Raw genomic sequence first — 22,093 nt, 5'->3', positions numbered from 1 at the left:
GGCATGTCGCTGACATGTCACCTCGCCACGGATGAGTACACGCGGCATGTCTCGGTAACGATCGCCCGGCAGAGCTGGGGGCATTCCGATTGTGAGCCGCTAGAAGCGGCTGGAAGGGATCGCTGACGCGACCCCTCGTTCTTGGTGCCACCTATCGGTGGCCGTTCACCTCCACAGGCCGAGCTGCTCCAGCCTCTGGTCTTCGCCCTCCTGCTTCCTGATGCACTCGCGGATCACCGCTTCGTCTCGCCCAACGGTCGAGACGAAGTACCCCCTGGCCCAGAGGTGCTGCCCAACGAAGTTCCGCTTACGCTCCCCGTACACCCGAGCCAGGTGAATCGCGGTCTTACCCTTAATGAATCCCACCACCTGCGATACCGCATACTTCGGCGGAATCGACAGCATCATGTGCACGAGATCCGGCATCAGGTGCCCTCCCTCGATTCGGCTTTCCTTCTGCGCGGCCAGCTTGCGGAATACTTCCCCAAGGTGCGGACGTAGCCGCAAATACAGCGTTCGCCTGCGACACTTGGGGATGAACATGACGTGATATTTGCACTCCCATGCCGTGTGGCTCAGACTTTCGAACTTGTCCATCATGCTTCTTCGTTTCGTGTGCTTGGCGGCTCACGGGTGGAAGTCTCTACGATGGACACCCCCTTCAAACGTCAAACTTCTCCTGTCTCCCCTGCAGATCCGGGGGATCTGCCTTGGTAGCTAGGCGCCGCGCTCGCGCCCGCCTCCGTGGCGGCGCGCACGGCGGCACTGGCGGCGGCTTCGGCGACGGCCTTGGCGATCTTCAGCGCGCGGCCGGCCGGCGGGGCGAAGTAGATGGCGGTCCAGTCCGCCTCCAGCCGGAAGCGCTGCTCGGGCGAGTAGAGGCGGAACACCCCCTTGGGGCTGATGCCGCCCAGCAGCAGCCAGTCGGGGTCGCTTTCGTCCAGCCGGCGCTTGAACGCATCCCAGCCGTGGCTCTCGGTGAGGCGCGTGTTCAGGATCGCCCAGCCCTCGGCCACGCGCGTGGCCAGCAGCGTGGAGCTGGCGTCGCGCGCAAACGCGAAGTAGCCGCGCGAGTCGATCGACAGGCGCTTGAATTCCGCCGCCGAGGCGTCGTGCGTGGCGGTCTGGAAGGTGCGATGGTGGCCGAAGGCGTCATCCTGCGCCTTGCACACCAGGGCGTTGTAGAAATCGTTGTCGGTGGCGCACAGCAGGTGGCTCAGGCGCCGCGTGTCGAGCCCGTGCTCGCCTTCCTCCGACAACACCTCGGCGTAGTGCACCGGCACGCCCGCCATGCGTGCCGCCTTGAGCTGGCTCCAGCTGCCGTCGACGATCTGCACCTCGATCTGCAGGCGCTGCAGGGCCTGCGCCAGCGCCACCGTGAAGTCCGAGGCACCGACGATGAGCAGGCCGTTGCCCTCGGGGACGGCCAGTTTCAGGCGCAGTGCCAGCGGCCGGATCGTCAGCCCGTGCGCCAGCACGGTGGCGAAGATGATCAGGAACATCAGCGGCAGCAGCTTGTCGGCGTCGGCGTGGCCGGCTTCCACCAGCGCCGGACCGAACAGGCCCGCGGTGGCCGCGGCGACGATGCCGCGCGGCGCTATCCAGGCCAGCAGTCGCTTGTCTTCGTACGACACCGGCGCCAGCAGCGTCACGATGGCGATGGTGATCGGTCGCACCAGGAACATCAGCACCAGCACGAACAGCAGCGCACGCCAGTCGATCAGTGCCAGGTGCTGCCAGTCGAGCTGCGCCGGGATGACGATGAACAGCACCGACAGCAGCACGGCCGCGAGGTTTTCCTGGAAGGTCTGCAGCGCCTGGCGCTCGACCAGCTGCAGGTTGCCGATCACCATGCCCATCAGGGTGACCGCGAGCAGGCCGGCCTCGTTGCGCACCAGGTTGGTGAGCCAGTAGACCGCCAGCACCAGCACCATCAGGATCGGTGCCTTCAGGTGCACCGGGACGGCGCCCCGCCGGAACAGCCAGCCCGTGAGCCAGCCGCCGGCGCCCCCGATGACGGCGCCGGCGGCCAAGGCGATGCCCAGGTTCTGCAGGCTCGCCGAGAGCTGCGTGCTCGGCCCGGTGAAGTACTGGAAGCTCATCACCGCCAGCAGCACGCCCATCGGGTCGTTGGCGATCGCCTCCCACTTGAGCAGGGCGGCGGTGCGGCGGTTCAGGCGCGCCTGGCGCAGCAGGGGCAGGATCACGGTGGGTCCGGTCACCACCAGGATGGCGCCCAGCACGATGGCCACGGGCCAGCTCAGGCCCGCGACGTAATGCGCGGCCCAGGCGCCCATCGACCAGGCCAGCGGCGGACCGAGCAGCACCAGCACGCCGACGCCACCCCAAGTCTCGCGCAGCTCGCGCAGCTTCAGGTACATGCCGCCTTCGAACAGGATGATGGCCACGCCCAGGCCGATCAGGCCGCTCAGCTCGCGCGGCGAGTGCGAGGGCGGGATCACGCCGCTGACCGGGCCCAGCAACAGGCCGGCAGCGATCAGGATCACGATGGCCGGCAGCTTGAGCTGCCAGGCCAGCCATTGACTGGCCAGGCCGGCCGTGAGGACGATGAGCAGGAGCGTGGCCATGGCGGGCGCGTGGCCGAGCGGCGCGCGGGCGCCACGGGCAGTCACCGGGCGATGTTAAGGCAACGCTGAACGAGTCCCTCGCGCGCGGTGCTCCCCCGCCTGCGGCGTTGCAAATCCTCGCAATGGCGGTGGTTATTGCTGGGCTTTGCGTCTTGCATCCCACCCCAGGCGGGGCACGCCACATGACGGAGACTTGTTCAGCGTCGCCTTGACCGCCACGCACCGACCCCCCGGACCGCGGGGTGGGCCGGGCGGTCAGCGCCGGGCGCGCGCCGCCTCGTACAGCGGCAGCACGCGCGGCATGGCGCGCTCCAGCCCCGCCAGGCGATCGCCCGAGCTCGGGTGGGTGGACAGGAAGCTCGGCCCGTTGCCCCCAAGCTGCGCCATCTTCTGCCACAACGTGATGGCGGCGCGCGGATCGTAGCCGGCACGCGCCGCCAGCTCCAGGCCGTACAGGTCGGCCTCGCTTTCCATGCTGCGCGAGAACGGCAGGTCCAGCGCCAGCTGCTTGCCCAGGCTGGCCATCTGCACCGCGCCCTGGCCGACGCCCAGCAGCGCGCCGCCGATCGAGATCGCCAGGTCGCCGGCCGCGGCCTGCGAGATCTTCTCGCGCGTGTGCTCGCGCAGCGCGTGTGCCATCTCGTGGCCCATGACGGCGGCGATCTCGTCGTCGCTCAGGCGCAGCTTGCGCAGCAGGCCGGTGTAGACGGTGATCTTGCCGCCCGCCATGACGTGGGCGTTGACGGTGTCCTCGTCGATCAGCACCAGCTGCCATGGCCAGCGCGCGGCGTCGGGCCGGAACACGCCGACCTGTTGCACCAGGCGCTGCATGATTGCGTTCACGCGGCTCCACTCGGCCCCGCTGGTGATGAGCTGGCCCTTGGCGCGCGCCTCGCGGTTCTGCTCGTCGTAGTACTGCAAGGACTGCTGCATCACCTGCTCGGACGACACCAGCAGCAGCTGCGAGCGGCCGGAGCCGCCGGCGGCGACGCTGCCGCGGGTGGTGCTGACGCAGCCGGAGACGAGCAGGGCGCTGCAGGCCAGCGCGGCAAGGATGGGGCGGTACTTCATGGCCGGGCGATTTCGTGCGGCGAGGACAGGACGGCCCGATTGTGCCGCCTGCACTGCACGCACGCGATCCCCGGCCCCCTTGCCTACCTGGGCATGGCGCAGTGCCCACCGGTGGCGGGCACGCCGGAGCCGGCCGTGATCATGGGCGGCTCCAGCCGCAGGTTGACCGGCGCCGAGATGGCAAGGTCCCAGGCGACGAAGGCAATGGCCGCGAGCCAGAACAGCCAGCGGAGCGCCTGTGTGCCCCGGCCGCTCATTTCGCGCCTCCGCCCGACACCCAGTGGCGCACGCGCAGACCCACCAGCGAACCCAGGAAGGCCATCGGCACCCACAGCCAGCCGTGCAGGCTGCCGGTGCTGATGCCACTGACCATGGCGCCGACGTTGCAGCCGAACGCCAGGCGCGAGCTGTAGCCGAGCAGGAAACCTGCGACCAGCCCAGCGACCCACTGCGCGCGCGGCGTCGGCCCGCTGCCGGCCGGGCGGCGCGGCGCCACCCACAGCGCGCCGGCCAGAATGCCGATGTTGGTGATGCTGGTCACGTCCAGCAGCAGCGTCTGGCGCAGCCGCTCGGCGTGGCCGGGGTCGCTCCAGAAGGCGTTGGCGGCCGGGTCGAACAGGCCGAGCGAAGTCGCTGCCTTGGCGCCCCACAGGCCGAAACCGTAGACGATGCCCCAGGGCTGGCCGGCGATCAGCAGGTTCAGCGCCGCCAGCAGCGCCAGCGCCAGCGCGCCCCAGACCCAGCGGCGCGGGATGCGCCGCAGATTGAAGGCCTGGCCGCTCCACCAGCCGACGCCCAGGGTCACCACCAGCAGGCCGGCCAGCGTCAGGCCCAGGGCCCAGCCCGCGCCCAGCTCGCTCACCAGCCCGACCGGCTCCAGCGCGCCCAGCGCCAGCCAGCCGTTCAGGTGCACCGAACCCAGGAAGCTGCCGAGAATGAACATCGGCAGGATTGCCATGTTGAGCGGAAGGCCCAGCCCCGCCTTGTACAGCTGGCCCGAGCCGCAGCCGTCGGCCACCTGCATGGCGCCGCCGAACACGAAGGCGCCGACCAGCAGGCTGATCGACAGCGGGCCGAGCGCGGCGGTGGTCTCGGGGAAGTGCTCCAGCAGCGGAATCGACAGCAGGGCCAGCAGGCCGATCAGGATCACCTGGCCGTACACGCCGGACGGGTCGCGGCTTTCCACGAGGTTGCGCCAGCCGGTGGTGAAGCCGAAGCGCGGCGAGGCCAGTGCCGCCCCGAGGCCCGTGCCGACCAGCAGCAGCAGGGCCTGGCGCGCCGACACCGTCCACGCCAGCCAGCCGAACAGGGCCAGGATCGCCAGCGTCAGCGGCAGGCGCTGCGGCCATTGACGCGGCGGCGCGGCGGCGGTTGCGGCTGCGGCTGCGGCAGGGGAGGCGGGCGCGGAGGACATGGCGAGCGCGTTCATGGGGCTCGGGTTCCCAGGTTGCGGTGGGCCCAGGACAGCGCCGCATAGCGCAGCTGGTCCCAGCGGCCCGGTTCGTGGATCATCGGCAGCGGGTCGGGCGCGCGCGTCCAGTCGATCATCGAGCCGGGGTACATGCGTACCGCCGGACGGCCCAGCACCTCGGACAGCACGAACCAGTCGGTGGCCGACCAGTGGCCGGCATTGCAGAAGGCGATGACCGGCGTCTCGGCCGGGACGTCGCCCAGCAACGTCTGCGCCTCGTCTTCCAGCGCGGCCGCGTCCATCAGCTCGGCGCTGCCCAGCTCGAAGAAGGCCTCGCTGTCGGCGTGGCGCGCGCCCGGCAACGTGCCGCGCGCGCGGGCGTTGTCGTGCGCGATGCGGCCCTGGAAGTAGGGGGCCGGCCGGGCGTCGACGCGCAGCACGTCCGGTTGGCCGAGGCTGGCCAGCACCTCGTCGCGCGTCGCCAGCCACCGGGTGTCCAGACGCGGCTGCCAGTGGCTGCGGGGCGCCGTGGCGGCCACGTCGCTTACCGGCAGGCCGGCGGCCTTCCAGGCCGTCAGTCCGCCATTCAGGATCGACAGTTGCCGCACGCCGAGCGACTTCAGCGTCCAGTAGGCACGCGCCGCGCCGCCGAAGTCGGTGGCGTCGATGCCGGTGTAGACCAGCACCACGCGCGTGTCGGGCGTCAGGCCCAGGTCCTGCACCAGCGCCACCAGCTCATCGGCAGTGGGCGGCAGGCCCAGGTTCTGGTCCACCAGGCGCCAGCGGCCGTAGGGCGCCGACACCGCGCCCGGCAGGTGCTGCAGGGCGTAGGCCGGGCCTTCGCGCACGTCGACCAGGCGCACGCCGGGGTCTTCCTGCAACAGGGCCTGCAGCTGCGTCGGCGTCAGCAACGGCTGCCCTGCTGCGGTCGTGCCGATGAGGCAGGCCAGCGCCAGCAACAACAGTCGGAGCAGGGCGGGAGGGGGCATGCAGGCAGGTCGGACGCAGATCTCGAACCCTGGATTGTCCCGGCTCGGGCGCGTGCGACCAACGAACATTTGGTCAGATGCTTATATTCGTCCTCGCGCAACTGGCCCGAAGGTGGTCTCGGCTAGCATTGACGAGACCGCGCACCAGCCCGCCAACCCTGACCGGAAACTCGACCATGAAGCTCTTCACCGCCACCCGCGCCCCCAATCCACGCCGCGTGCTGATGTTCATGCACGAAAAGGGCATCGGCGGCATTCAGCTGGTGCCGGTGGACCTGAACGCCGGTGAGCACAGGGACGCCGCCTACCGCGCCAAGGTGCCGGTTTCCCGCGTGCCGGCGCTGGAGCTTCAGGATGGCCGCGTGTTGAGCGAGACGCGCGCCATCTGCACCTACCTGGAAGGCCTGCATCCGGAGCCCAATCTGATGGGGGACGGCTACGACGAGCGCGCCTTCGTCGAGATGCACGACCGGCGCGTCGAGTGGTACTGGTTGCTGCCGATCGCCAACTGCGTGCGCCACACGCACCCGGGCCTGGCCGCCCTGGAGCAGCCGCAGTTCCCCGACTTCGGCCATTCCCAGGGTACCAAGGTGCGCGACGCGGCGCGCTGGCTCGACGACACGCTCGCCACTCAGCCGTGGATCGCCGGCGAACGCTTCACCATCGCCGACATCACCGCGTTCTGCGCCATCGAATTTGCCCGGCTGATGAAGTTCAACGCGGGCGCCGAGGGCTTTGCCGCCCTGCAGGCCTGGCGCGACCGGGTGGCAGCACGGGAGAGCGCGCGGGCGGGGTGAGACAGGCCGGGCAGGTTGGGACGCAACAGGGCGCGCAGGCCACTCGAGTTCCGTCTGGACGGTCGGTCGGTGGACCGCTGATCGGGGCGCGCCGATCGACTTGGCCTGGAGCATGCGCTGTGCCGAGTCGTGACCGCCGCTGCACCAGCGCCCGATTCAAGGGGCCTCGTGCCCGGGCGGCTCCAGGGGCGTGAACATCGCGGGGGTGATCCGGCTGCCGCGGACTGGGCCTGGGCCACGCTATCGTGATCGTGCTGGCCGATTCCGGCAGCGCTACCAGCAGAAGCGCTTCAGTTCCCAACCGTTGCGGGACAAGGGCATGTCTGTGCCAGACTGGGATGCGGGATCCGGCGGGCTGAAACCTGCAGCGCCACAAAATACGTCAATTTGCTCCATTTTTGGCTTTACATGCAATAAAATGCGTGAATATCGCGGAACGGAAGCCGATCAACTCGACCCGATCAAGACGACAGGGAGTCAGCTTGGATCAGCCGGAAAGCCCGCCTTCTGGGTTCAGGAGTCCGACTGCAAATTGGTTAAATTAATGGTAAAAAACACCGACCTGATCTGATTTGCAATCAATTCGAGGCAATTTCAGATCGATCATCAAGACGACGCTGCCTGGCCGGACAGGCAGGCCTGCAGATAGCGTCCCGTATGGCTGCCCGCTGTGGCCGCCACCTGCTCCGGCGTGCCCTGCGCCACGATGCGGCCGCCGCCGTCGCCGCCTTCCGGCCCCAGGTCGATGATCCAGTCAGCAGTCTTGATGACGTCCAGGTTGTGTTCGATCACGACGATGGTGTTGCCGGCGTCGCGCAGCTGGTGCAGCACCTTCAGCAGCAGCTCGATGTCGGCGAAGTGCAGGCCGGTGGTGGGTTCGTCCAGCACGTAGAGCGTGCGCCCGGTGTCACGCTTGGACAGCTCCAGCGCCAGCTTGACGCGCTGGGCCTCGCCGCCCGACAGCGTGGTGGCGCTCTGGCCCAGGGTGATGTAGGACAGGCCGACGTCGAGCAGGGTCTGCAGCTTGCGGGCGATGGGCGGCTGGTCCTGGAAGAAGGCGTGCGCTTCCTCCACCGTCATGTCCAGGATCTGCGCGATGTCGCGGCCCTTCCACTGCACCTCCAGCGTCTCGCGGTTGTAGCGTCGGCCGTGGCAGACGTCGCAGGCGACGTAGACGTCGGGCAGGAAGTGCATCTCGACTTTCAGCAGGCCGTCGCCCTGGCAGGCCTCGCAGCGGCCGCCGCCGGAGGACTGCGGCACGTTGAAGGAAAAGCGTCCCGGGCCGTAGCCGCGCTCGCGCGCCATCGCGGTCTCGGCCATGAGTTCGCGGATCGGCGTGAACAGCCCGGTGTACGTGGCGGGGTTGCTGCGCGGCGTGCGCCCGATTGGTGCCTGGTCGACCGCGATCACCTTGTCGAACCGGGCCAGGCCCTCGATCGCCTCGTGCGGCGCGGGTTCGGCGTGCGCGCGGTGCACCTCGCGCGCCGCGGCGGTGTAGAGCGTGTCGTTGACCAGGGTGCTCTTGCCCGAGCCGGAGACGCCGGTGACGCAGGTCAGCAGGCCGACCGGAAAGTCCACCGTCAGGTTCCGAAGGTTGTGGCCGCGCGCCCCGGCGACGCGCAGCACGCCCGCGGGTGCGGGCTCGGTCGCGGCGGCGCCGGCCGACTGGCGCGGGAAGGGCTTGCGCTTGCGCGGCACGGCGATGGCGCGCTCGCCACGCAGGAACTGGCCGGTCACGGAATGGGGTGTCGCCGCCACCTCGTCGAACGTGCCCTGCGCCATGACGCGCCCGCCGTGCACGCCGGCGCCGGGGCCGAGGTCGATGATGTGGTCGGCCGCGCGCATGGTGTCCTCGTCGTGCTCGACCACCAGCACCGTGTTGCCGAGGTCGCGCAGGTGCCGGAGCGTGCCGATCAGGCGGTCGTTGTCGCGCTGGTGCAGGCCGATGCTGGGCTCGTCCAGCACGTACATCACGCCCGTCAGGCCCGAGCCGATCTGGCTCGCCAGGCGGATGCGCTGGGCCTCGCCGCCCGACAGGGTCTCGGCGCGCCGCTCCAGGCTCAGATACGACAGGCCGACGTCGTTCAGGAACTTCAGCCGGCTGGCGATCTCGCGCACCACCTTGGCCGCGATCTCGGCCCTGGCGCCGCTGAGCCGCAGCTGGTCGAACCAGGCCCGGGCCTCGCCCAGGGTGACATGACTGATCTCGTAGATGGCACGGCGCTGCGCGCCCTCGCCGATGAAGACGTGGCGTGCCTCGCGGCGCAGGCGCGTGCCGCCGCAGTCGGGGCAGGGCAGCTGGCTGCGGTAGCGCGACAGTTCCTCGCGCACCACGGCCGAGTCGGTCTCGCGCCAGCGCCGCGCCATGTTGGGCAGGATGCCCTCGAAGGGGTGGCTCTTGCTGACGCTGCGCGCGTCGCCGGCGCGGCGCTCGAGCCGGTAGCGGAAGGCGATTTCCTCGTCGCCCGAGCCGTGCAGGATCACCTCGCGCACGCGTTCGGGCAGGTCCTCGAACGGCGTCTCGGGGTCGAAACCGTAGTGCTCGCCCAGGCTCTCGATGAGGGCGTAGTAGTCGGCATTGCGCCGGTCCCAACCCTTGATGGCGCCGCTGGCCAGGCTGAGCGAGGGAAAGGCGACCACGCGCTGCGGGTCGAACACGTCGGTCGTGCCCAGGCCACCGCAGGTCGGGCAGGCACCGGCCGGCGCGTTGAAGGAGAACAGGCGCGGCTCCAGCTCGGGCAGTGAGTAGTCACACACCGGGCAGGCAAAGCGGCTGTTGAACAGGTGCTCCTGCGCGGGGGCGTCCTGGGCCGTCCCGGCGCCGGCAGGGGCATCCATTTCCAGCGCGATGGCACGCCCGTCGGCCAGGCGCAGCGCGGCCTCGAAGCTGTCGGCCAGGCGGGATTTCATGTCCGGCCGGACCCGCAGCCGGTCGATCACGACGTCGATGTCGTGCTTGTCGTTCTTCTGCAGCGCCGGCAGGCGGTCGGCCAGGGCGATGGCGCCGTCGATGCGCAGGCGCACGTAGCCCAGCGCCTGCATGCGCGCCAGCAGTTCGCCGTGCTCGCCCTTGCGCGCGCGCACCAGCGGCGCCAGGATCATCAGGCGCGTGCCCTCGGGCAGGGCCAGGGTGGCGTCGACCATCTGGCTCACGGTCTGTGCCGTGAGCGGCAGGTCGTGCTCGGGGCAGTGCGGCGTGCCGGCGCGGGCGTACAGCAGGCGCAGGTAGTCGTGGATCTCGGTCACCGTGCCGACGGTGGAGCGCGGGTTGTGGCTGCTGGCCTTCTGCTCGATCGCGATTGCCGGCGACAGGCCGTCGATCGAGTCCACGTCTGGCTTGTCCATCACCTGCAGGAACTGGCGCGCGTAGCTCGACAGGCTTTCCACGTAGCGCCGCTGGCCTTCGGCGTACAGGGTGTCGAAGGCCAGCGATGACTTGCCCGAGCCGGACAGGCCGGTGATCACCACCAAGCGTTCCTTGGGGATGTCGAGGTCGATGTTCTTCAGGTTGTGCGTGCGCGCGCCGCGCACGGCGATGACCGGGCGGCGCAGGGCGGCGGCCAGCGGCAGGCCGTCGGTCGCGGCTGCAGGGGTCGGGCGGGCTGAAAGATCGTTCATGGCAAGCGCCCTGCGTGCAGGGCAACCCTTGATTATCGGAAACCACGGCATCGCGTGCCAGCCGGGTGCGCGACCCGCCCACATGCCGGGCGAATCTGCTAGAAGGGGCGAAGGTGGACGCTGGCTGGCTGATGCGGGCCGCGGCCACTGGCCGCACGAGGAGACCGCACATGAAATGGACACTTGGGCCGCTCCGCGCTGCAGGACTGGCCACGGCACTGCTGCTGGCGCAGCCGGGCGCGAGCGCGGATGACGGCTTCGCGCCGTATGGCCGTGCCAGGGTCGACATGCACCCCACGCCGGAGCTGAACACGGTGTGGGACGTCAACTACAGCCGCCCCGATTCCCTCGGAGCGCTCTACAGCTTCGTGCTGCACACGCGGCGGGAGACGCGCGGCAGGACCGTGGTGGTGACACACGGCCCCGAACTGCGGGCATTCGCCATCGAGAACTACGAGAAATACCAGGGCGTGGTCGACCAGATGGCCGAACTGGCGGCGCAGGGCGTCGAATTCAAGATGTGCAACCAGGCCCTGCGCGCCGCCGGCTTCCTGCCCGAGGACATGCACGGCTTCATCACCGTGGTGCCGATCGGCTTTGCCGAACTGGCGCTGTGGCAGAGCCGGGGCTACCACTACATGAACCCCACGCCGCTCGACGTGCGCGACGTGCGCCGGCTGGAGCAGCCGTAGTCGGGCGGCTTCCGGGGGCCACGCCGCGTTCACAGCCAGCGCTTGCGCCGGAAGTAGATCACCATGCCGATCACCACCCCGCTCATCACGCCCAGCACGTAGGGATAGCCGTAGCGCCAGTGCAGTTCGGGCAGGTTCCAGGGACTGCTGGTGTCGAAGTTCATGCCGTACAGCCCGGTGATGAAAGTGAGCGGCAGGAAGATGGTGGCGATGATGGTGAGCGCCTTCATGATGTCGTTCATGCGCTGGGTCACGGCCGACAGGTAGGTGTCCAGCAGGCTGGAGGTCATCTCGCGGTAGGTCTCGACGAAGTCGATCACGATCACGCAGTGGTCGTAGCAGTCGCGCAGGTACAGGCGCGTGGTGTCGGACAGCCAGTGCTCCTCGTCGCGCATCAGGGCCGCGATCACCTCGCGCTGCGGCCACCAGGCGCGGCGCATCTGCACCAGCTCGCGCTTGGCGCAGTGGATCTGGTTGCGCGCCTCGCGGTTCGGGTCGTCCAGGATCTCGTCTTCCAGCGCCTCCAGGCGGTCACCCAGCTCTTCCAGCAGGGCGAAGGCGCCATCGACGATGACGTCGATCAAGGCGTACAGCAGATAGTCTGCCCCGTGGGCGCGGACCTTGCTGCCGGCCCGGATGCGCTCGCGTACCGGGCCGAACACGTCCTCCGGTCCCTGGTTGATGCTGATGACGTAGTCGGCGCCGAGGAAGAAGCCCACCTGGTCGGTGCAGAAGTCGCCGCTCGCGTCGCGGTGCACCTGGCTCAGCACCACGAACTGCTGGCCGTCGAATTCCTCCACCTTGGCGCGTGCTTCGCGATGCAGTACGTCCTCCAGCGCCAGGGGGTGCAGGCCGAAGCGCTCGCCCAGCGCCTGCAGCTGCGCGGCGTCGGGTCGGCCCTGCAGGTGCAGCCAGGTGACGCGGGCGGCATCGGCGGCGGGCGCCGCCAGCGCATCGAGCGTCGCCAGCGCCTGCTCCTCGACCAGTCCGTGCGCGTCGTAGCGCATCAGCAGCAGGCGCGCGGGAGGTGTCACCGCCGCGGCATCCGTCGTCGCGGCGCCCAGCGAGCCCGGGGCCGTGCCGGGTCGCACGTGGCGCGTGCCGATCGCGTGGCGGCGCAGATAGGACAGCCGGGTCTTGAACGGGGCTTGCATGGCGACAAGTTAGCACAGGGCGGCGCAGCGCGGTGCGCGCCTCGGGGCGACCCCGAACAGGTCTCTCGCGCCCCGTGCATCCCGGTCGGGGGTGGTCTGCTTCGCTGCAAATGCTCGCGCGCCCCAGCTATTGCGGTGCCTTGCCCTTGCAGGGCGCGGGCCACCCGGAGGCTGGCCTTCTTCGTGCCGTCCAGGGGTGCGCAGGCGCCCTGGAGCCGCGGCACTCAGCCTCGCAGCCCGTCCCCCAGGCAGGGCGCGCGTGATCACGGATTCAGTTTCAGTGCCCGGCATGCCGCCGGCGCCGACGCCGCAAGCCGGCCGCCACCAGCGCCATCGCCAGCGCCAGGCCGAGCGCCAGCCACAGCCGCTGGTGTGCGTGCAGGGCGCGGCCCAGGACCTGCTCGGCACCCAGGCCGAAGCCATAGCCGAGCGCGGTGAACAACAGGGCCCAGGCCAGCGCCGACGTGGCGTTGAGCAGCACGAAGCGCCACAGCGGGATTTCCGCCAGGCCCGCCGCCACCCCGCCGACCAGGCGCATGCCGTAGATGTAGCGGTTGGACAGCACGAACAGGTTGGGATGCTGGCGCAGCAGCCGGTCGGCCCGATCGAAGCCGGGGCGCGTGCGCAGCCGTGCGACCCAGGGGTGCTGCGCATAGCGCCGCCCCAGCAGGAAAAACGCGGTGTCGCCCAATGCCGCGCCGCAGAACGCGGCCAGGACCGACTGCCAGGGCGCGAACAGGCGCTGGTGCGCGAAGAAGCCGCCCAGCAGGGCGGCGGTCTCGCCTTCCGCCAGGCAACCGAGGAACACGGCCAGCAGGCCGTACTGCTCGATCAACCCGTGGATCAGCCGGTCCATGGCCACGACCCGATCCGCCGGGGCCGGTGGCCGCTCAGCGCGGCGCGGCGACCTGCAATGCGCCGGCGCTCCAGACCCGGTAGCCCAGGCCCATGCCTTCCGGCACGAACACCACCACCGGCAGCTTGCTGTTGTAGCGCACCAGCGTGCCCGGGGTCTGCACCACGCCCGGGCGCTCGCTCCCCGGTGGGCAGGCCATCATGGTGGTCATCACCTGGCCGCGGCTGTGCAGCACCCAGTAGGTGTAGCCCCAGCCCTGCACGTCGCGCGCCTCGAAGCGGCCGTCCATGCCGCGCGTGTTGCAGTCCACCGTCATGGCCCTGGTGCCGATCAGCTCGAGCTGGTGGTCGGACTCGGCGGGCAGGGCCGGCAGTGCGATCACGTGGCGTCGGTAGCCCTTCAACTCGGTGGGGAAGGCCTTCAGTTCCTTGTCCGCTGCGGGGTTCGGCGCGGCCGGCTGCTGGGCGCAGGCGGCCAGCAGCGCGCCGCAGGCGGGCAGCACGGCAGCCAGGCGGATCAGTCGGGATGCGGTTTTCTTCATGGCTCCAGTGGACGAACGGGCGATGCCCGACAATATAAGCGCGCTCGTCCACGCCGGCACACTGCGCATTCCCCCGATGTCCGATTCCGCCACGCTTTCCGCTCCCGAGCTTCCCGCGCACCGCATGACGGTGCCCGAGCGACGCGCCACCCAGTCACTGGCCGCCATCTTCGCCCTGCGCATGCTGGGCCTGTTCCTGGTGCTGCCGGTGTTCATGCTGGAGGCCGCGCGCTACCCGGGGGGCGACGATCCGGCGCTGATCGGCCTGGCCATGGGCATCTACGGCCTGACGCAGGCGGTGATGCAGGTGCCGCTGGGCCTGGCCTCCGATCGCATCGGTCGCAAGAAGGTGATCGTCTGGGGGCTGGTCGTGTTCGCGCTCGGCAGCGTCGCCGCCGCGCTGGCTGGCAGCGTGCACATGCTGGTGGTCGGGCGCGCGCTGCAGGGCGCGGGCGCGGTGTCGGCCGCGGTGACGGCGCTGCTGGCCGATCTCACGCGCGACATCGTGCGCACCAAGGCGATGGCGGCCGTGGGCATCAGCATCGCCGGCATGTTCGCCCTGTCGCTGGTGGCGGCGCCGCCGCTCGCGGGTGCCATCCACCTTTCGGGCCTGTTCTGGCTGACGGCGCTGCTGGCGATCGGCGGCATCCTGGTGGTGCTGCGCTGGACGCCCGACGAGCCCCGGCGCCACGCCGACCAGCCGCTCGGCCGCCTGCAGGACGTCTGGCTGCACCCGCACCTGTGGCGCCTGGACCTGGGCGTGTTCGTGCTGCACACGGTGCAGATGGCGATGTGGGTGGTGGTGCCCGAGCTGCTGGTGCAGGCCGGCCTGGTCAAGGCGCGCCACTGGCAGCTCTACCTGCCGGCGGTGCTGGCCTCGTTCGTCATGATGGGCGGGCTGTTCGCGCTCGAGCGCCGCGGCTACCTGCGCGCCGTGCTGCGGGCCGGCATCGCCCTGCTGCTGCTGGTGCAGTTCGCGCTGATGCTGATCGCGCCCAATGCGCCGGGACTGTGGACCCTGGGCTGGGTGATGTTCTTCTTCTTCGTGGCCTTCAACCTGATCGAGGCCAGCCAGCCCAGCCTGATCTCGCGCCTGGCTCCTGCCAACGCGCGCGGCGCCGCGCTGGGCGTCTACAACACGCTGCAGTCGCTCGGCCTGTTTGCCGGCGGTGCCCTGGGTGGCTGGCTGTTCAAGCTCGGCGGCCCGGCCGCCGTGCTGAGCGGCACCTCGGTGCTGGTGGCGCTGTGGCTGCTGCTGGGCTGGGCCCAGCCGATGCCCGAAACCCTGCGCCCGCGCGCCTGACGGTCGCGCCGGGGGCATGCGGCACAATGGCAGGTCCTTCGCAACGCCCACCCACGGATCAAGATCGTCATGGCCTCCGTCAACAAAGTCATCCTCGTCGGCAACCTCGGGCGCGACCCCGAGATGCGCTCGTTCCCGAGCGGCGACCAGATCTGCAACATTCGCCTCGCGACCACCGACAAGTGGCGCGACAAGCAGAGTGGCGAGATGCGCGAGCACACCGAATGGCACAGCATCGTGTTCGGTGGCCGCCTGGCCGAGATCGCCGGCCAGTACCTGCGCAAGGGCTCGCAGGTCTATGTCGAAGGGAGCATCCGCACGCGCAAGTGGCAGGACAAGGAAACCGGCCAGGATCGCTATGCCACCGAGATTCGCGGCGACACCATGCAGATGCTCGGCAGCCGCCAGGGCATGGGCGGCCCGACGGACGATGCGGGTTTCGGCGCCCCGGCGGCGCCCCGTGCCCCGGCCGCACGCCCCGCCGCCGCGCCGCGCGCCGCGGCACCGGCCGCGGACGCCGGCTTTGCCGACATGGACGACGACATCCCATTTTGAGGCAGAAAGCGTTTCTCCTTTGTTGATCGAGGGCCCGGGTCTCCGCAGGGGGCCTCAGCCGGTCCGCCGGCCGGCCCGCTGCATCCGCACCCGGGCGCCGTGCCCGCTTCCTCGCCATGGCCCTGCGTCCTGACGCCCTGCAACACCTGTCCTTCAACTGGTTCGCCATCGTCATGAGCGTGGCCGGCCTGGCCCTGGCCTGGCTGCGCGCGGTGCCGGTGCTGGGCGAACTGGCGGGGGCCGGGGCGCTGGTGCTGGCCCTGCTGGCGGCGCTGGCATTTGGCGCGCTGGCGCTGTTTTCCTGGATCCGCTGGCAGGTCCAGGCCCAGGCCGTGGCGGACGAGCTGGCGCATCCGGCGCGCCACGCCTTCCTGGGGGCGGTACCGGTCTCGCTGCTGCTGCTCGCCACGGCGGGGGTGTCGCTGCTCGGCACGAACGCCTGGCTGGCTGCCGTGTGGTGGACCGGCTCGCTGCTGCAATGGGGGGTCACGGTCTGGGTGCTGGTGCGCTGGCTGCGCGTCGATCGCAACACCGGGCTGAATTGGCCGGCCCTGACGCCGGTGCTGTTCATCCCCGTGGTCGGCAACGTGCTGGCGCCGCTGGCGGGTGGCGCACTGGGCGCGGGCGACTGGGCGGCGGCGCAGTTCGGTGTCGGCGTGCTGCTGTGGCCGGTGGTGCTGGCCTTGCTTCTGGTGCGCGTGGCGACGCAGGGCCTGTGGCCCGAGCGCCTGCTGCCCGCCACCTTCATCGCCATCACGCCGCCGGCGCTGATCGGCAGTGGCGTGTTGCAGCTCGGGGGTCCGCCGGTGCTGGCCTGGATGTGCTGGGGCGTGGCCCTGCTGTTCCTGCTGGCGTGCGGATCGCTCGGCCGGCGCATCCTGGCCCAGCCCTTCACCATCGGCTTCTGGGCCATCGGCTTTCCGCTCAGCGCCTTTGCCGCGCTGACGCTGCGCCTGGTGGTCTACCAGCCGGCGCTGCAGCCGCTCGCCATGCTGGCGCTGGCGCTGGCGAGCCTGGCGGTGCTGCTGCTGGCGCTGTCGAGCTGGAAGTCCTGGCAGCAGGGCAGCCTGCTCGTGCCCGACGCGCCGCCACCCGCCCTGAGCGTGACCGCGACGCGCTCGGCGCCGCGCGACGGGTGAGGTCAAGCATCCCCTGTGCCGCCTGCTGCGTCTTCCCCCTGGAAGGGGGACGCAGCCAGTGGCCAGGGAGGCCCCGGCCACGGTCGCCCCGACCGGCCTGCTCCGCAGACCTCGGAGCAGGGTCGGTTCATGTGTCGCGGCTGGCGCTCGGCTCCCGCGTGACCGCGGTGGTGATGACGCCGCCACCGAGGCAGACCTCGCCGTCGTACAGCACCGCGCTCTGCCCCGGCGTGACGGCCCACTGGGGCTGGGCAAAGCGCAGGCGGTAGCTGCCCGCCTCGGCCGCGGCCGCCAGCGTGCAGGCGGCGTCCTGCTGGCGGTAGCGGGTCTTGGCGGCGTAGGCGCCCGGCGCGGGCGGTGTGCCGGCGACCCAGCTGGCATCGTCGAACTCCAGTTCGTGCGCCAGCAGCCAGGGGTGGTCGTGCCCCTGCACCGCGACCAGGGTGTTGCGCGCCAGGTCCTTGCGCGCCACGAACCAGGGCGCATGGTGGCCGCCGCCGCGCGGCGTGCCCCGGTTCTTCAGGCCGCCGATGCCCAGGCCCTGGCGCTGGCCCAGGGTGTAGAAGCTCAGACCGACGTGCTCGCCGATGGTGCGCCCGCGCTCGTCCTGGATCGGGCCTGGCTGCGTCTGCAGGTAGCGTGCCAGGAATTCGCGGAACGGCCGCTCGCCGATGAAGCAGATGCCGGTCGAATCCTTCTTGCGCGCCACCGGCAGCCCGATCTCGGACGCGATGCGGCGCACCTCGCTCTTGTGCAACTCGCCCAGCGGGAACAGCGTGCGTGCCAGTTGTGCCTGAGTCAGCCGGTGCAGGAAGTAGCTCTGGTCCTTGGCCGGATCGAGGCCCTTGAGCAGCTCGAAGCGCACCCGCGCACCCGCGCGTGATGCTCCATCGGGCCTGATGGGCTCACCCGCGTCCGTTGCCACGGGGCGGGCACGGGCGCCATCACGCACGGTCGTCCGTGATGTTTCATTGGGCCCGATGGGCGTACCCGTGTCCGCTGCCACGGGGCGGGCACGGGCGCCATCATGCGCGGTCGCGCGTGATGTTTCATTGGGCCCGATGGGCTCGCCCGTGTCCGCTGCCACGGGGCGGGCACGGGCGCCATCACGCGCGGTCGCGCGTGATGTTTCATTGGGCCCGATGGGCTCGCCCGTGTCCGCTGCCACGGGGCGGGCACGGGCGCCATCACGCGCGGTCGCGCGTGATGTTTCATTGGGCCCCATGGGCTCGCCCGTGTCCGCTGCGACGCAGCGGACACGGGCGTAATGCCCCGTCGCGATCTTGTCCGCGCCCAGGCGGAGGGCATGGTCCAGGAAAGCCTTGAACTTGATCTCGGCATTGCACAGCACGTCCGGATTCGGCGTGCGGCCGGCCCGGTATTCGCGCAGGAACTCGGCGAACACCCGGTCCTTGTACTCGGTGGCGAAGTTGACGTGCTCGAGTTCGATGCCCAACACGTCGGCCACGGCGGCGGCATCGATGAAATCCTGGTTGGATGAACAGTAGGCATCGTCATCGTCGTCTTCCCAGTTCTTCATGAAGATGCCGACCACTTCATACCCGGCCTGCTTGAGCAGCCAGGCACTGACGGCCGAATCCACGCCGCCGGAGAGGCCTACCACCACACGCTGCTTGCTCATAAAATAATTATCCCAGCCCGACCGGGGGCGGTCACTTGTGGCGAGGTCACGCACCGGCTATAATTTAAAGCTTTTCCCGCGTTTGCGAGCGCTTTTGCGTGCCTCTTGGGAGTCTCGGCGGCGTCTTTTTGCCGGCTGCCGAACTTTGGCATGCGCCAGCGCGGCGTGCGGGAGCCGCGCCGCGGGGTCTGCTTCGGACGGCGCATTTTCGTCACGTGGGTGCCACGTGACTTTCACGTTTAGGGAAATTCATGCCAACCATCAGTCAACTGGTGCGTCACGGGCGGGCGGTCGAGACGACCAAGTCCAAGAGCCCGGCGATGCAGAACTGCCCCCAGCGACGCGGGGTGTGCACGCGCGTGTACACCACCACGCCGAAGAAGCCGAACTCGGCGCTGCGCAAGGTCGCCAAGGTGCGCCTGACCAACGGCTTCGAGGTCATCTCCTACATCGGCGGCGAGGGCCACAACCTGCAGGAACACAGCGTGGTGCTGGTGCGCGGCGGCCGGGTCAAGGACCTGCCGGGCGTGCGCTACCACATCGTGCGCGGCGCGCTCGACCTGCAGGGCGTCAAGGACCGCAAGCAATCGCGCTCCAAATACGGCGCCAAGCGCCCGAAGAAGGCCTGAGGGCCAGGTTTCCCCGGTGTTCGCCGGGCGGGGCTGACGACTCCGCGGCGAACGTAGTGACCCCCAGGATGGGGTCGAGTAAGTGCAGGTTCCCGATGGACCTGCGCGGCGGGCGCAGCAGGTGCAACACCGAGTCGCCAGCCAGCTGAAGCAAATGAAAGGTCATTCCAATGCCACGTCGTCGCGAAGTTCCCAAGCGTGAAATCCTGCCGGATCCCAAGTACGGCAATGTCGAGCTGTCCAAGTTCATGAACGTGATCATGGAGGGCGGCAAGAAGGCGGTGGCCGAGCGCATCATCTATGGTGCCTTCGAGCAGATGGAGAAGAAGAGCGGCAAGGATCCGCTCGAGTTGTTCGTCACCGCGATCAACAACGTCAAGCCGATGGTCGAGGTCAAGAGCCGACGCGTCGGCGGCGCGAACTACCAGGTGCCGGTCGAGGTGCGTCCGGTGCGCCGCCTGGCGCTGTCGATGCGCTGGATCAAGGAGGCGGCGCGCAAGCGCGGCGAGAAGTCGATGGCCCTGCGCCTGGCCAACGAGTTGCTGGAGGCCACCGAGGGTCGCGGCGGCGCGATGAAGCGCCGCGACGAGGTGCACCGCATGGCCGAGGCCAACAAGGCCTTCAGTCACTTCCGCTTCTGAGGCCCAACTTCCTGGATCAGGGCTTCGGGGCCCGACCCGCCGGTGCTGGCGGGCGGGCTCTTGGCCGTTAACGAGAGAGCATCATGGCACGCAAAACCCCCATCGAGCGCTACCGCAACATCGGTATCTCGGCGCACATCGACGCTGGCAAGACCACGACGTCCGAGCGCATCCTGTTCTACACCGGCGTGACGCACAAGCTGGGCGAGGTGCACGACGGCGCCGCGACGACCGACTGGATGGAGCAGGAGCAGGAGCGCGGCATCACCATCACGTCGTCCGCCGTGACCTGCTTCTGGAAGGGCATGGACCTGTCGCGCCCCGAATACCGCATCAACATCATCGACACCCCGGGCCACGTCGACTTCACGATCGAGGTCGAGCGCTCGATGCGCGTGCTGGACGGCGCGGTGATGGTGTACTGCGCCGTCGGCGGCGTGCAGCCCCAGTCCGAGACCGTCTGGCGCCAGGCCAACAAGCACAAGGTGCCGCGCCTGGCCTTCGTCAACAAGATGGACCGCGTGGGCGCCAACTTCTTCAAGGTGCACGACCAGATGAAGCTGCGCCTGAAGGCCAATCCCGTGCCGATCGTGATCCCGATCGGTGCCGAGGACCACTTCGAGGGCGTGGTCGACCTGATCAAGATGAAGGCGATCTACTGGGACGAGGCCAGCCAGGGCATGAAGTTCGAATATCGCGACATCCCGGCCGAACTGGTCGACAGCGCCACCGAGTGGCGCGAGAAGATGGTCGAGTCGGCCGCCGAGGCGAACGAGGAACTGATGAACAAGTACCTCGAGGAAGGCGAACTGTCCGAGGCCGACATCATCGCCGGCCTGCGCCAGCGCACCATCGCCACCGAGATCCAGCCCATGCTGTGCGGATCGGCGTTCAAGAACAAGGGCGTGCAGCGCATGCTGGACGCCGTGCTCGACCTGCTGCCCTCGCCGGTCGACATTCCCGACATCGCCGGCACCGACCCGGACGACCACGAGAAGCACCTGACGCGCAAGGCCGACGACAACGAGAAGTTCTCGGCGCTGGCGTTCAAGCTGATGACCGACCCCTTCGTCGGCCAGCTCACCTTCGTGCGCGTGTATTCGGGCGTGCTGACCAAGGGCGACACCGTGTTCAACGCCACCAAGGGCAAGAAGGAGCGCATCGGCCGCATCGTGCAGATGCGGGCCAACGAGCGCATCGAGATCGACGAGATCCGTGCTGGCGACATCGCTGCCTGCGTCGGCCTCAAGGAGGTGACGACGGGCGAGACTCTGTGCGCCATCGACGCGCCGATCGTGCTCGAGAAGATGATCTTCCCCGAGCCGGTGATCGCGCAGGCGGTGGAGCCCAAGTCCAAGGCCGACCAGGAAAAGATGGGCATCGCGCTGTCGCGCCTGGCCGCCGAGGACCCGTCGTTTCGCGTGCGCACTGACGAGGAATCAGGCCAGACCATCATCGCCGGCATGGGCGAGCTGCACCTGGAGATCATCGTCGACCGCATGAAGCGCGAGTTCAACGTCGAGGCGAACGTCGGCAAGCCCCAGGTGGCCTACCGCGAGACCATCCGCAAGACCGTCACCGATGTCGAGGGCAAGTTCGTGCGCCAGTCGGGCGGCAAGGGCCAGTACGGCCACGTGGTGTTCACGGTCGAGCCGCTCGAGCCCGGCAAGGGCTTCGAGTTCGTCGACGAGATCAAGGGCGGCGTGGTGCCGCGCGAGTACATCCCGGCGGTGGAGAAGGGCGTGGTCGAGGCGCTCACCAGCGGTGTGCTGGCCGGCTACCCGGTGGTCGACGTGCGCGTGCGCCTCACCTTCGGCTCCTACCACGACGTCGACTCGTCCGAGCAGGCCTTCAAGATGGCAGCCATCTTCGGCTTCAAGGAGGCCGCGCGCAAGGCCAATCCGGTCATCCTCGAACCGATGATGGCGGTCGAGGTCGAGACGCCCGAGGAATACGCCGGCACGGTGATGGGCGACCTGTCCAGCCGTCGCGGCATGGTGCAGGGCATGGACGACATGGTCGGTGGCGGCAAGGCGATCAAGGGCGAGGTGCCGCTGTCCGAGATGTTCGGCTACGCCACGCAGTTGCGCTCGATGACGCAGGGCCGCGCCACCTACACGATGGAGTTCAAGCACTACGCCGAGGCGCCGAAGAACGTCGCCGAGGCCATCGTCGCCGCGCGCACCAAGTGAGGGGCGGCCGGACGCGGGTGACGCAGCACCCGGGCCCGGCCGGCGCCGGCAGCTGCTGAAACAGGAATCCCGCGGGCGGCCCCTGGCCGCCGGTCTGCGATCCGGAGCCCGCGCCGTGCCCGTGCGGCGCGATCCCGGCATCCGGATGCAGACTTGAAACCCGGTCACGGGCATTTGTTCTTTTTACTGGAGTTTTCCGTCATGGCAAAAGAGAAATTCGAGCGCAGCAAGCCGCACGTCAACGTCGGCACCATCGGTCACGTCGACCACGGCAA

20 protein-coding genes are annotated in these 22,093 nt (G+C 69.5%); 9 read left to right on the top strand and 11 right to left on the bottom strand.

Annotation, left to right across the window (positions count from 1 at the left end; genetic code table 11):
• Positions 1-165: 165 nt before the first annotated feature.
• The 6 genes from tnpA to PKA16_RS05515 all read right to left on the bottom strand — a co-directional run bounded on the left by tnpA (position 166) and on the right by PKA16_RS05515 (position 6,059).
• A complete protein-coding gene (gene tnpA / locus PKA16_RS05540) occupies positions 166-597 on the bottom strand; it encodes an IS200/IS605 family transposase (RefSeq protein ID WP_324401323.1) in 432 nt (143 codons plus the stop codon).
• A 71-nt stretch (positions 598-668) separates the two neighbouring features.
• Positions 669-2,633 (bottom strand): sodium:proton antiporter, encoded by a 1,965-nt coding sequence (locus tag PKA16_RS05535; RefSeq protein WP_324401210.1) that lies wholly within the window; start codon positions 2,631-2,633, stop codon positions 669-671.
• 210 nt (positions 2,634-2,843) lie between these two features.
• On the bottom strand, positions 2,844-3,659 hold the full coding sequence (locus tag PKA16_RS05530) for a M48 family metallopeptidase (protein ID WP_324401208.1): 816 nt from the start codon (positions 3,657-3,659) through the stop codon (positions 2,844-2,846).
• An 83-nt stretch (positions 3,660-3,742) separates the two neighbouring features.
• Positions 3,743-3,916, bottom strand: a complete 174-nt coding sequence (locus PKA16_RS05525) for a hypothetical protein (protein ID WP_324401206.1) — start codon at positions 3,914-3,916, stop codon at positions 3,743-3,745.
• Positions 3,913-5,073, bottom strand: coding sequence for a YeeE/YedE thiosulfate transporter family protein (locus tag PKA16_RS05520; RefSeq protein ID WP_324401204.1), 1,161 nt, complete (start codon positions 5,071-5,073; stop codon positions 3,913-3,915). The genes PKA16_RS05525 and PKA16_RS05520 overlap by 4 nt, the downstream gene beginning before the upstream one ends.
• A gap of 11 nt (positions 5,074-5,084) precedes the next feature.
• Positions 5,085-6,059, bottom strand: a complete 975-nt coding sequence (locus tag PKA16_RS05515) for a rhodanese-like domain-containing protein (RefSeq protein WP_324401202.1) — start codon at positions 6,057-6,059, stop codon at positions 5,085-5,087.
• Between the two features lie 176 nt (positions 6,060-6,235).
• On the opposite strand from PKA16_RS05515, the gene PKA16_RS05510 reads away from it, so the two are divergent.
• On the top strand, positions 6,236-6,856 hold the full coding sequence (locus PKA16_RS05510; RefSeq protein WP_324401200.1) for a glutathione S-transferase family protein: 621 nt from the start codon (positions 6,236-6,238) through the stop codon (positions 6,854-6,856).
• Positions 6,857-7,175: 319 nt separating this feature from the next.
• Positions 7,176-7,427, top strand: coding sequence for a hypothetical protein (locus tag PKA16_RS05505; RefSeq protein WP_324401198.1), 252 nt, complete (start codon positions 7,176-7,178; stop codon positions 7,425-7,427).
• A 35-nt stretch (positions 7,428-7,462) separates the two neighbouring features.
• Here PKA16_RS05505 and uvrA read toward each other — a convergent pair whose 3' ends face one another.
• The gene (gene uvrA / locus PKA16_RS05500; RefSeq protein WP_324401197.1) at positions 7,463-10,474 is read right to left on the bottom strand and encodes an excinuclease ABC subunit UvrA; all 3,012 of its coding nucleotides are present in this window, start codon (positions 10,472-10,474) and stop codon (positions 7,463-7,465) included.
• A 170-nt stretch (positions 10,475-10,644) separates the two neighbouring features.
• Between uvrA and PKA16_RS05495 the strand changes: the two genes are divergently transcribed.
• The gene (locus tag PKA16_RS05495; RefSeq protein WP_324401195.1) at positions 10,645-11,166 is read left to right on the top strand and encodes a DsrE family protein; all 522 of its coding nucleotides are present in this window, start codon (positions 10,645-10,647) and stop codon (positions 11,164-11,166) included.
• A gap of 29 nt (positions 11,167-11,195) precedes the next feature.
• On the opposite strand, the gene corA is transcribed toward PKA16_RS05495, so the two are convergent.
• The 3 genes from corA to PKA16_RS05480 all read right to left on the bottom strand — a co-directional run bounded on the left by corA (position 11,196) and on the right by PKA16_RS05480 (position 13,717).
• Positions 11,196-12,320 carry a magnesium/cobalt transporter CorA gene (corA, locus tag PKA16_RS05490; RefSeq protein ID WP_324401193.1) on the bottom strand — a complete coding sequence of 375 codons (1,125 nt, stop codon included), beginning with the start codon at positions 12,318-12,320 and terminating at the stop codon, positions 11,196-11,198.
• Between the two features lie 277 nt (positions 12,321-12,597).
• Positions 12,598-13,176: a DedA family protein gene (locus PKA16_RS05485; protein ID WP_324401191.1), complete on the bottom strand. Its 579-nt coding sequence runs from the start codon at positions 13,174-13,176 to the stop codon at positions 12,598-12,600.
• Between the two features lie 34 nt (positions 13,177-13,210).
• Positions 13,211-13,717 (bottom strand): ecotin family protein, encoded by a 507-nt coding sequence (locus tag PKA16_RS05480; protein WP_324401189.1) that lies wholly within the window; start codon positions 13,715-13,717, stop codon positions 13,211-13,213.
• A 124-nt stretch (positions 13,718-13,841) separates the two neighbouring features.
• On the opposite strand from PKA16_RS05480, the gene PKA16_RS05475 reads away from it, so the two are divergent.
• The 3 genes from PKA16_RS05475 to PKA16_RS05465 all read left to right on the top strand — a co-directional run bounded on the left by PKA16_RS05475 (position 13,842) and on the right by PKA16_RS05465 (position 16,714).
• Positions 13,842-15,020, top strand: coding sequence for an MFS transporter (locus tag PKA16_RS05475; protein ID WP_324401321.1), 1,179 nt, complete (start codon positions 13,842-13,844; stop codon positions 15,018-15,020).
• Between the two features lie 69 nt (positions 15,021-15,089).
• Positions 15,090-15,575 (top strand): single-stranded DNA-binding protein, encoded by a 486-nt coding sequence (gene ssb / locus PKA16_RS05470; RefSeq protein ID WP_324401187.1) that lies wholly within the window; start codon positions 15,090-15,092, stop codon positions 15,573-15,575.
• 116 nt (positions 15,576-15,691) lie between these two features.
• Complete coding sequence (locus PKA16_RS05465; RefSeq protein WP_324401185.1) at positions 15,692-16,714, top strand: C4-dicarboxylate ABC transporter; 1,023 nt, start codon at positions 15,692-15,694, stop codon at positions 16,712-16,714.
• A gap of 127 nt (positions 16,715-16,841) precedes the next feature.
• On the opposite strand, the gene PKA16_RS05460 is transcribed toward PKA16_RS05465, so the two are convergent.
• Complete coding sequence (locus PKA16_RS05460; RefSeq protein WP_324401183.1) at positions 16,842-18,356, bottom strand: aminomethyltransferase beta-barrel domain-containing protein; 1,515 nt, start codon at positions 18,354-18,356, stop codon at positions 16,842-16,844.
• Between the two features lie 251 nt (positions 18,357-18,607).
• Here PKA16_RS05460 and rpsL point away from each other — a divergent pair, with 251 nt between their 5' ends.
• The 3 genes from rpsL to fusA all read left to right on the top strand — a co-directional run bounded on the left by rpsL (position 18,608) and on the right by fusA (position 21,818).
• On the top strand, positions 18,608-18,985 hold the full coding sequence (gene rpsL, locus PKA16_RS05455; RefSeq protein ID WP_324401181.1) for a 30S ribosomal protein S12: 378 nt from the start codon (positions 18,608-18,610) through the stop codon (positions 18,983-18,985).
• Positions 18,986-19,155: 170 nt separating this feature from the next.
• Positions 19,156-19,626 carry a 30S ribosomal protein S7 gene (gene rpsG, locus PKA16_RS05450; RefSeq protein WP_324401179.1) on the top strand — a complete coding sequence of 157 codons (471 nt, stop codon included), beginning with the start codon at positions 19,156-19,158 and terminating at the stop codon, positions 19,624-19,626.
• 83 nt (positions 19,627-19,709) lie between these two features.
• The gene (gene fusA / locus PKA16_RS05445; protein ID WP_324401177.1) at positions 19,710-21,818 is read left to right on the top strand and encodes an elongation factor G; all 2,109 of its coding nucleotides are present in this window, start codon (positions 19,710-19,712) and stop codon (positions 21,816-21,818) included.
• The last annotated feature ends 275 nt before the right edge of the window (positions 21,819-22,093 follow it).

The organism is Ottowia sp. (assembly GCF_035325765.1).
Classification (GTDB): domain Bacteria; phylum Pseudomonadota; class Gammaproteobacteria; order Burkholderiales; family Burkholderiaceae_C; genus Ottowia.
The sequence above is the reverse complement of the archived record's forward strand: the minus strand, read 5'-3'. Positions and strand labels throughout refer to the sequence as shown.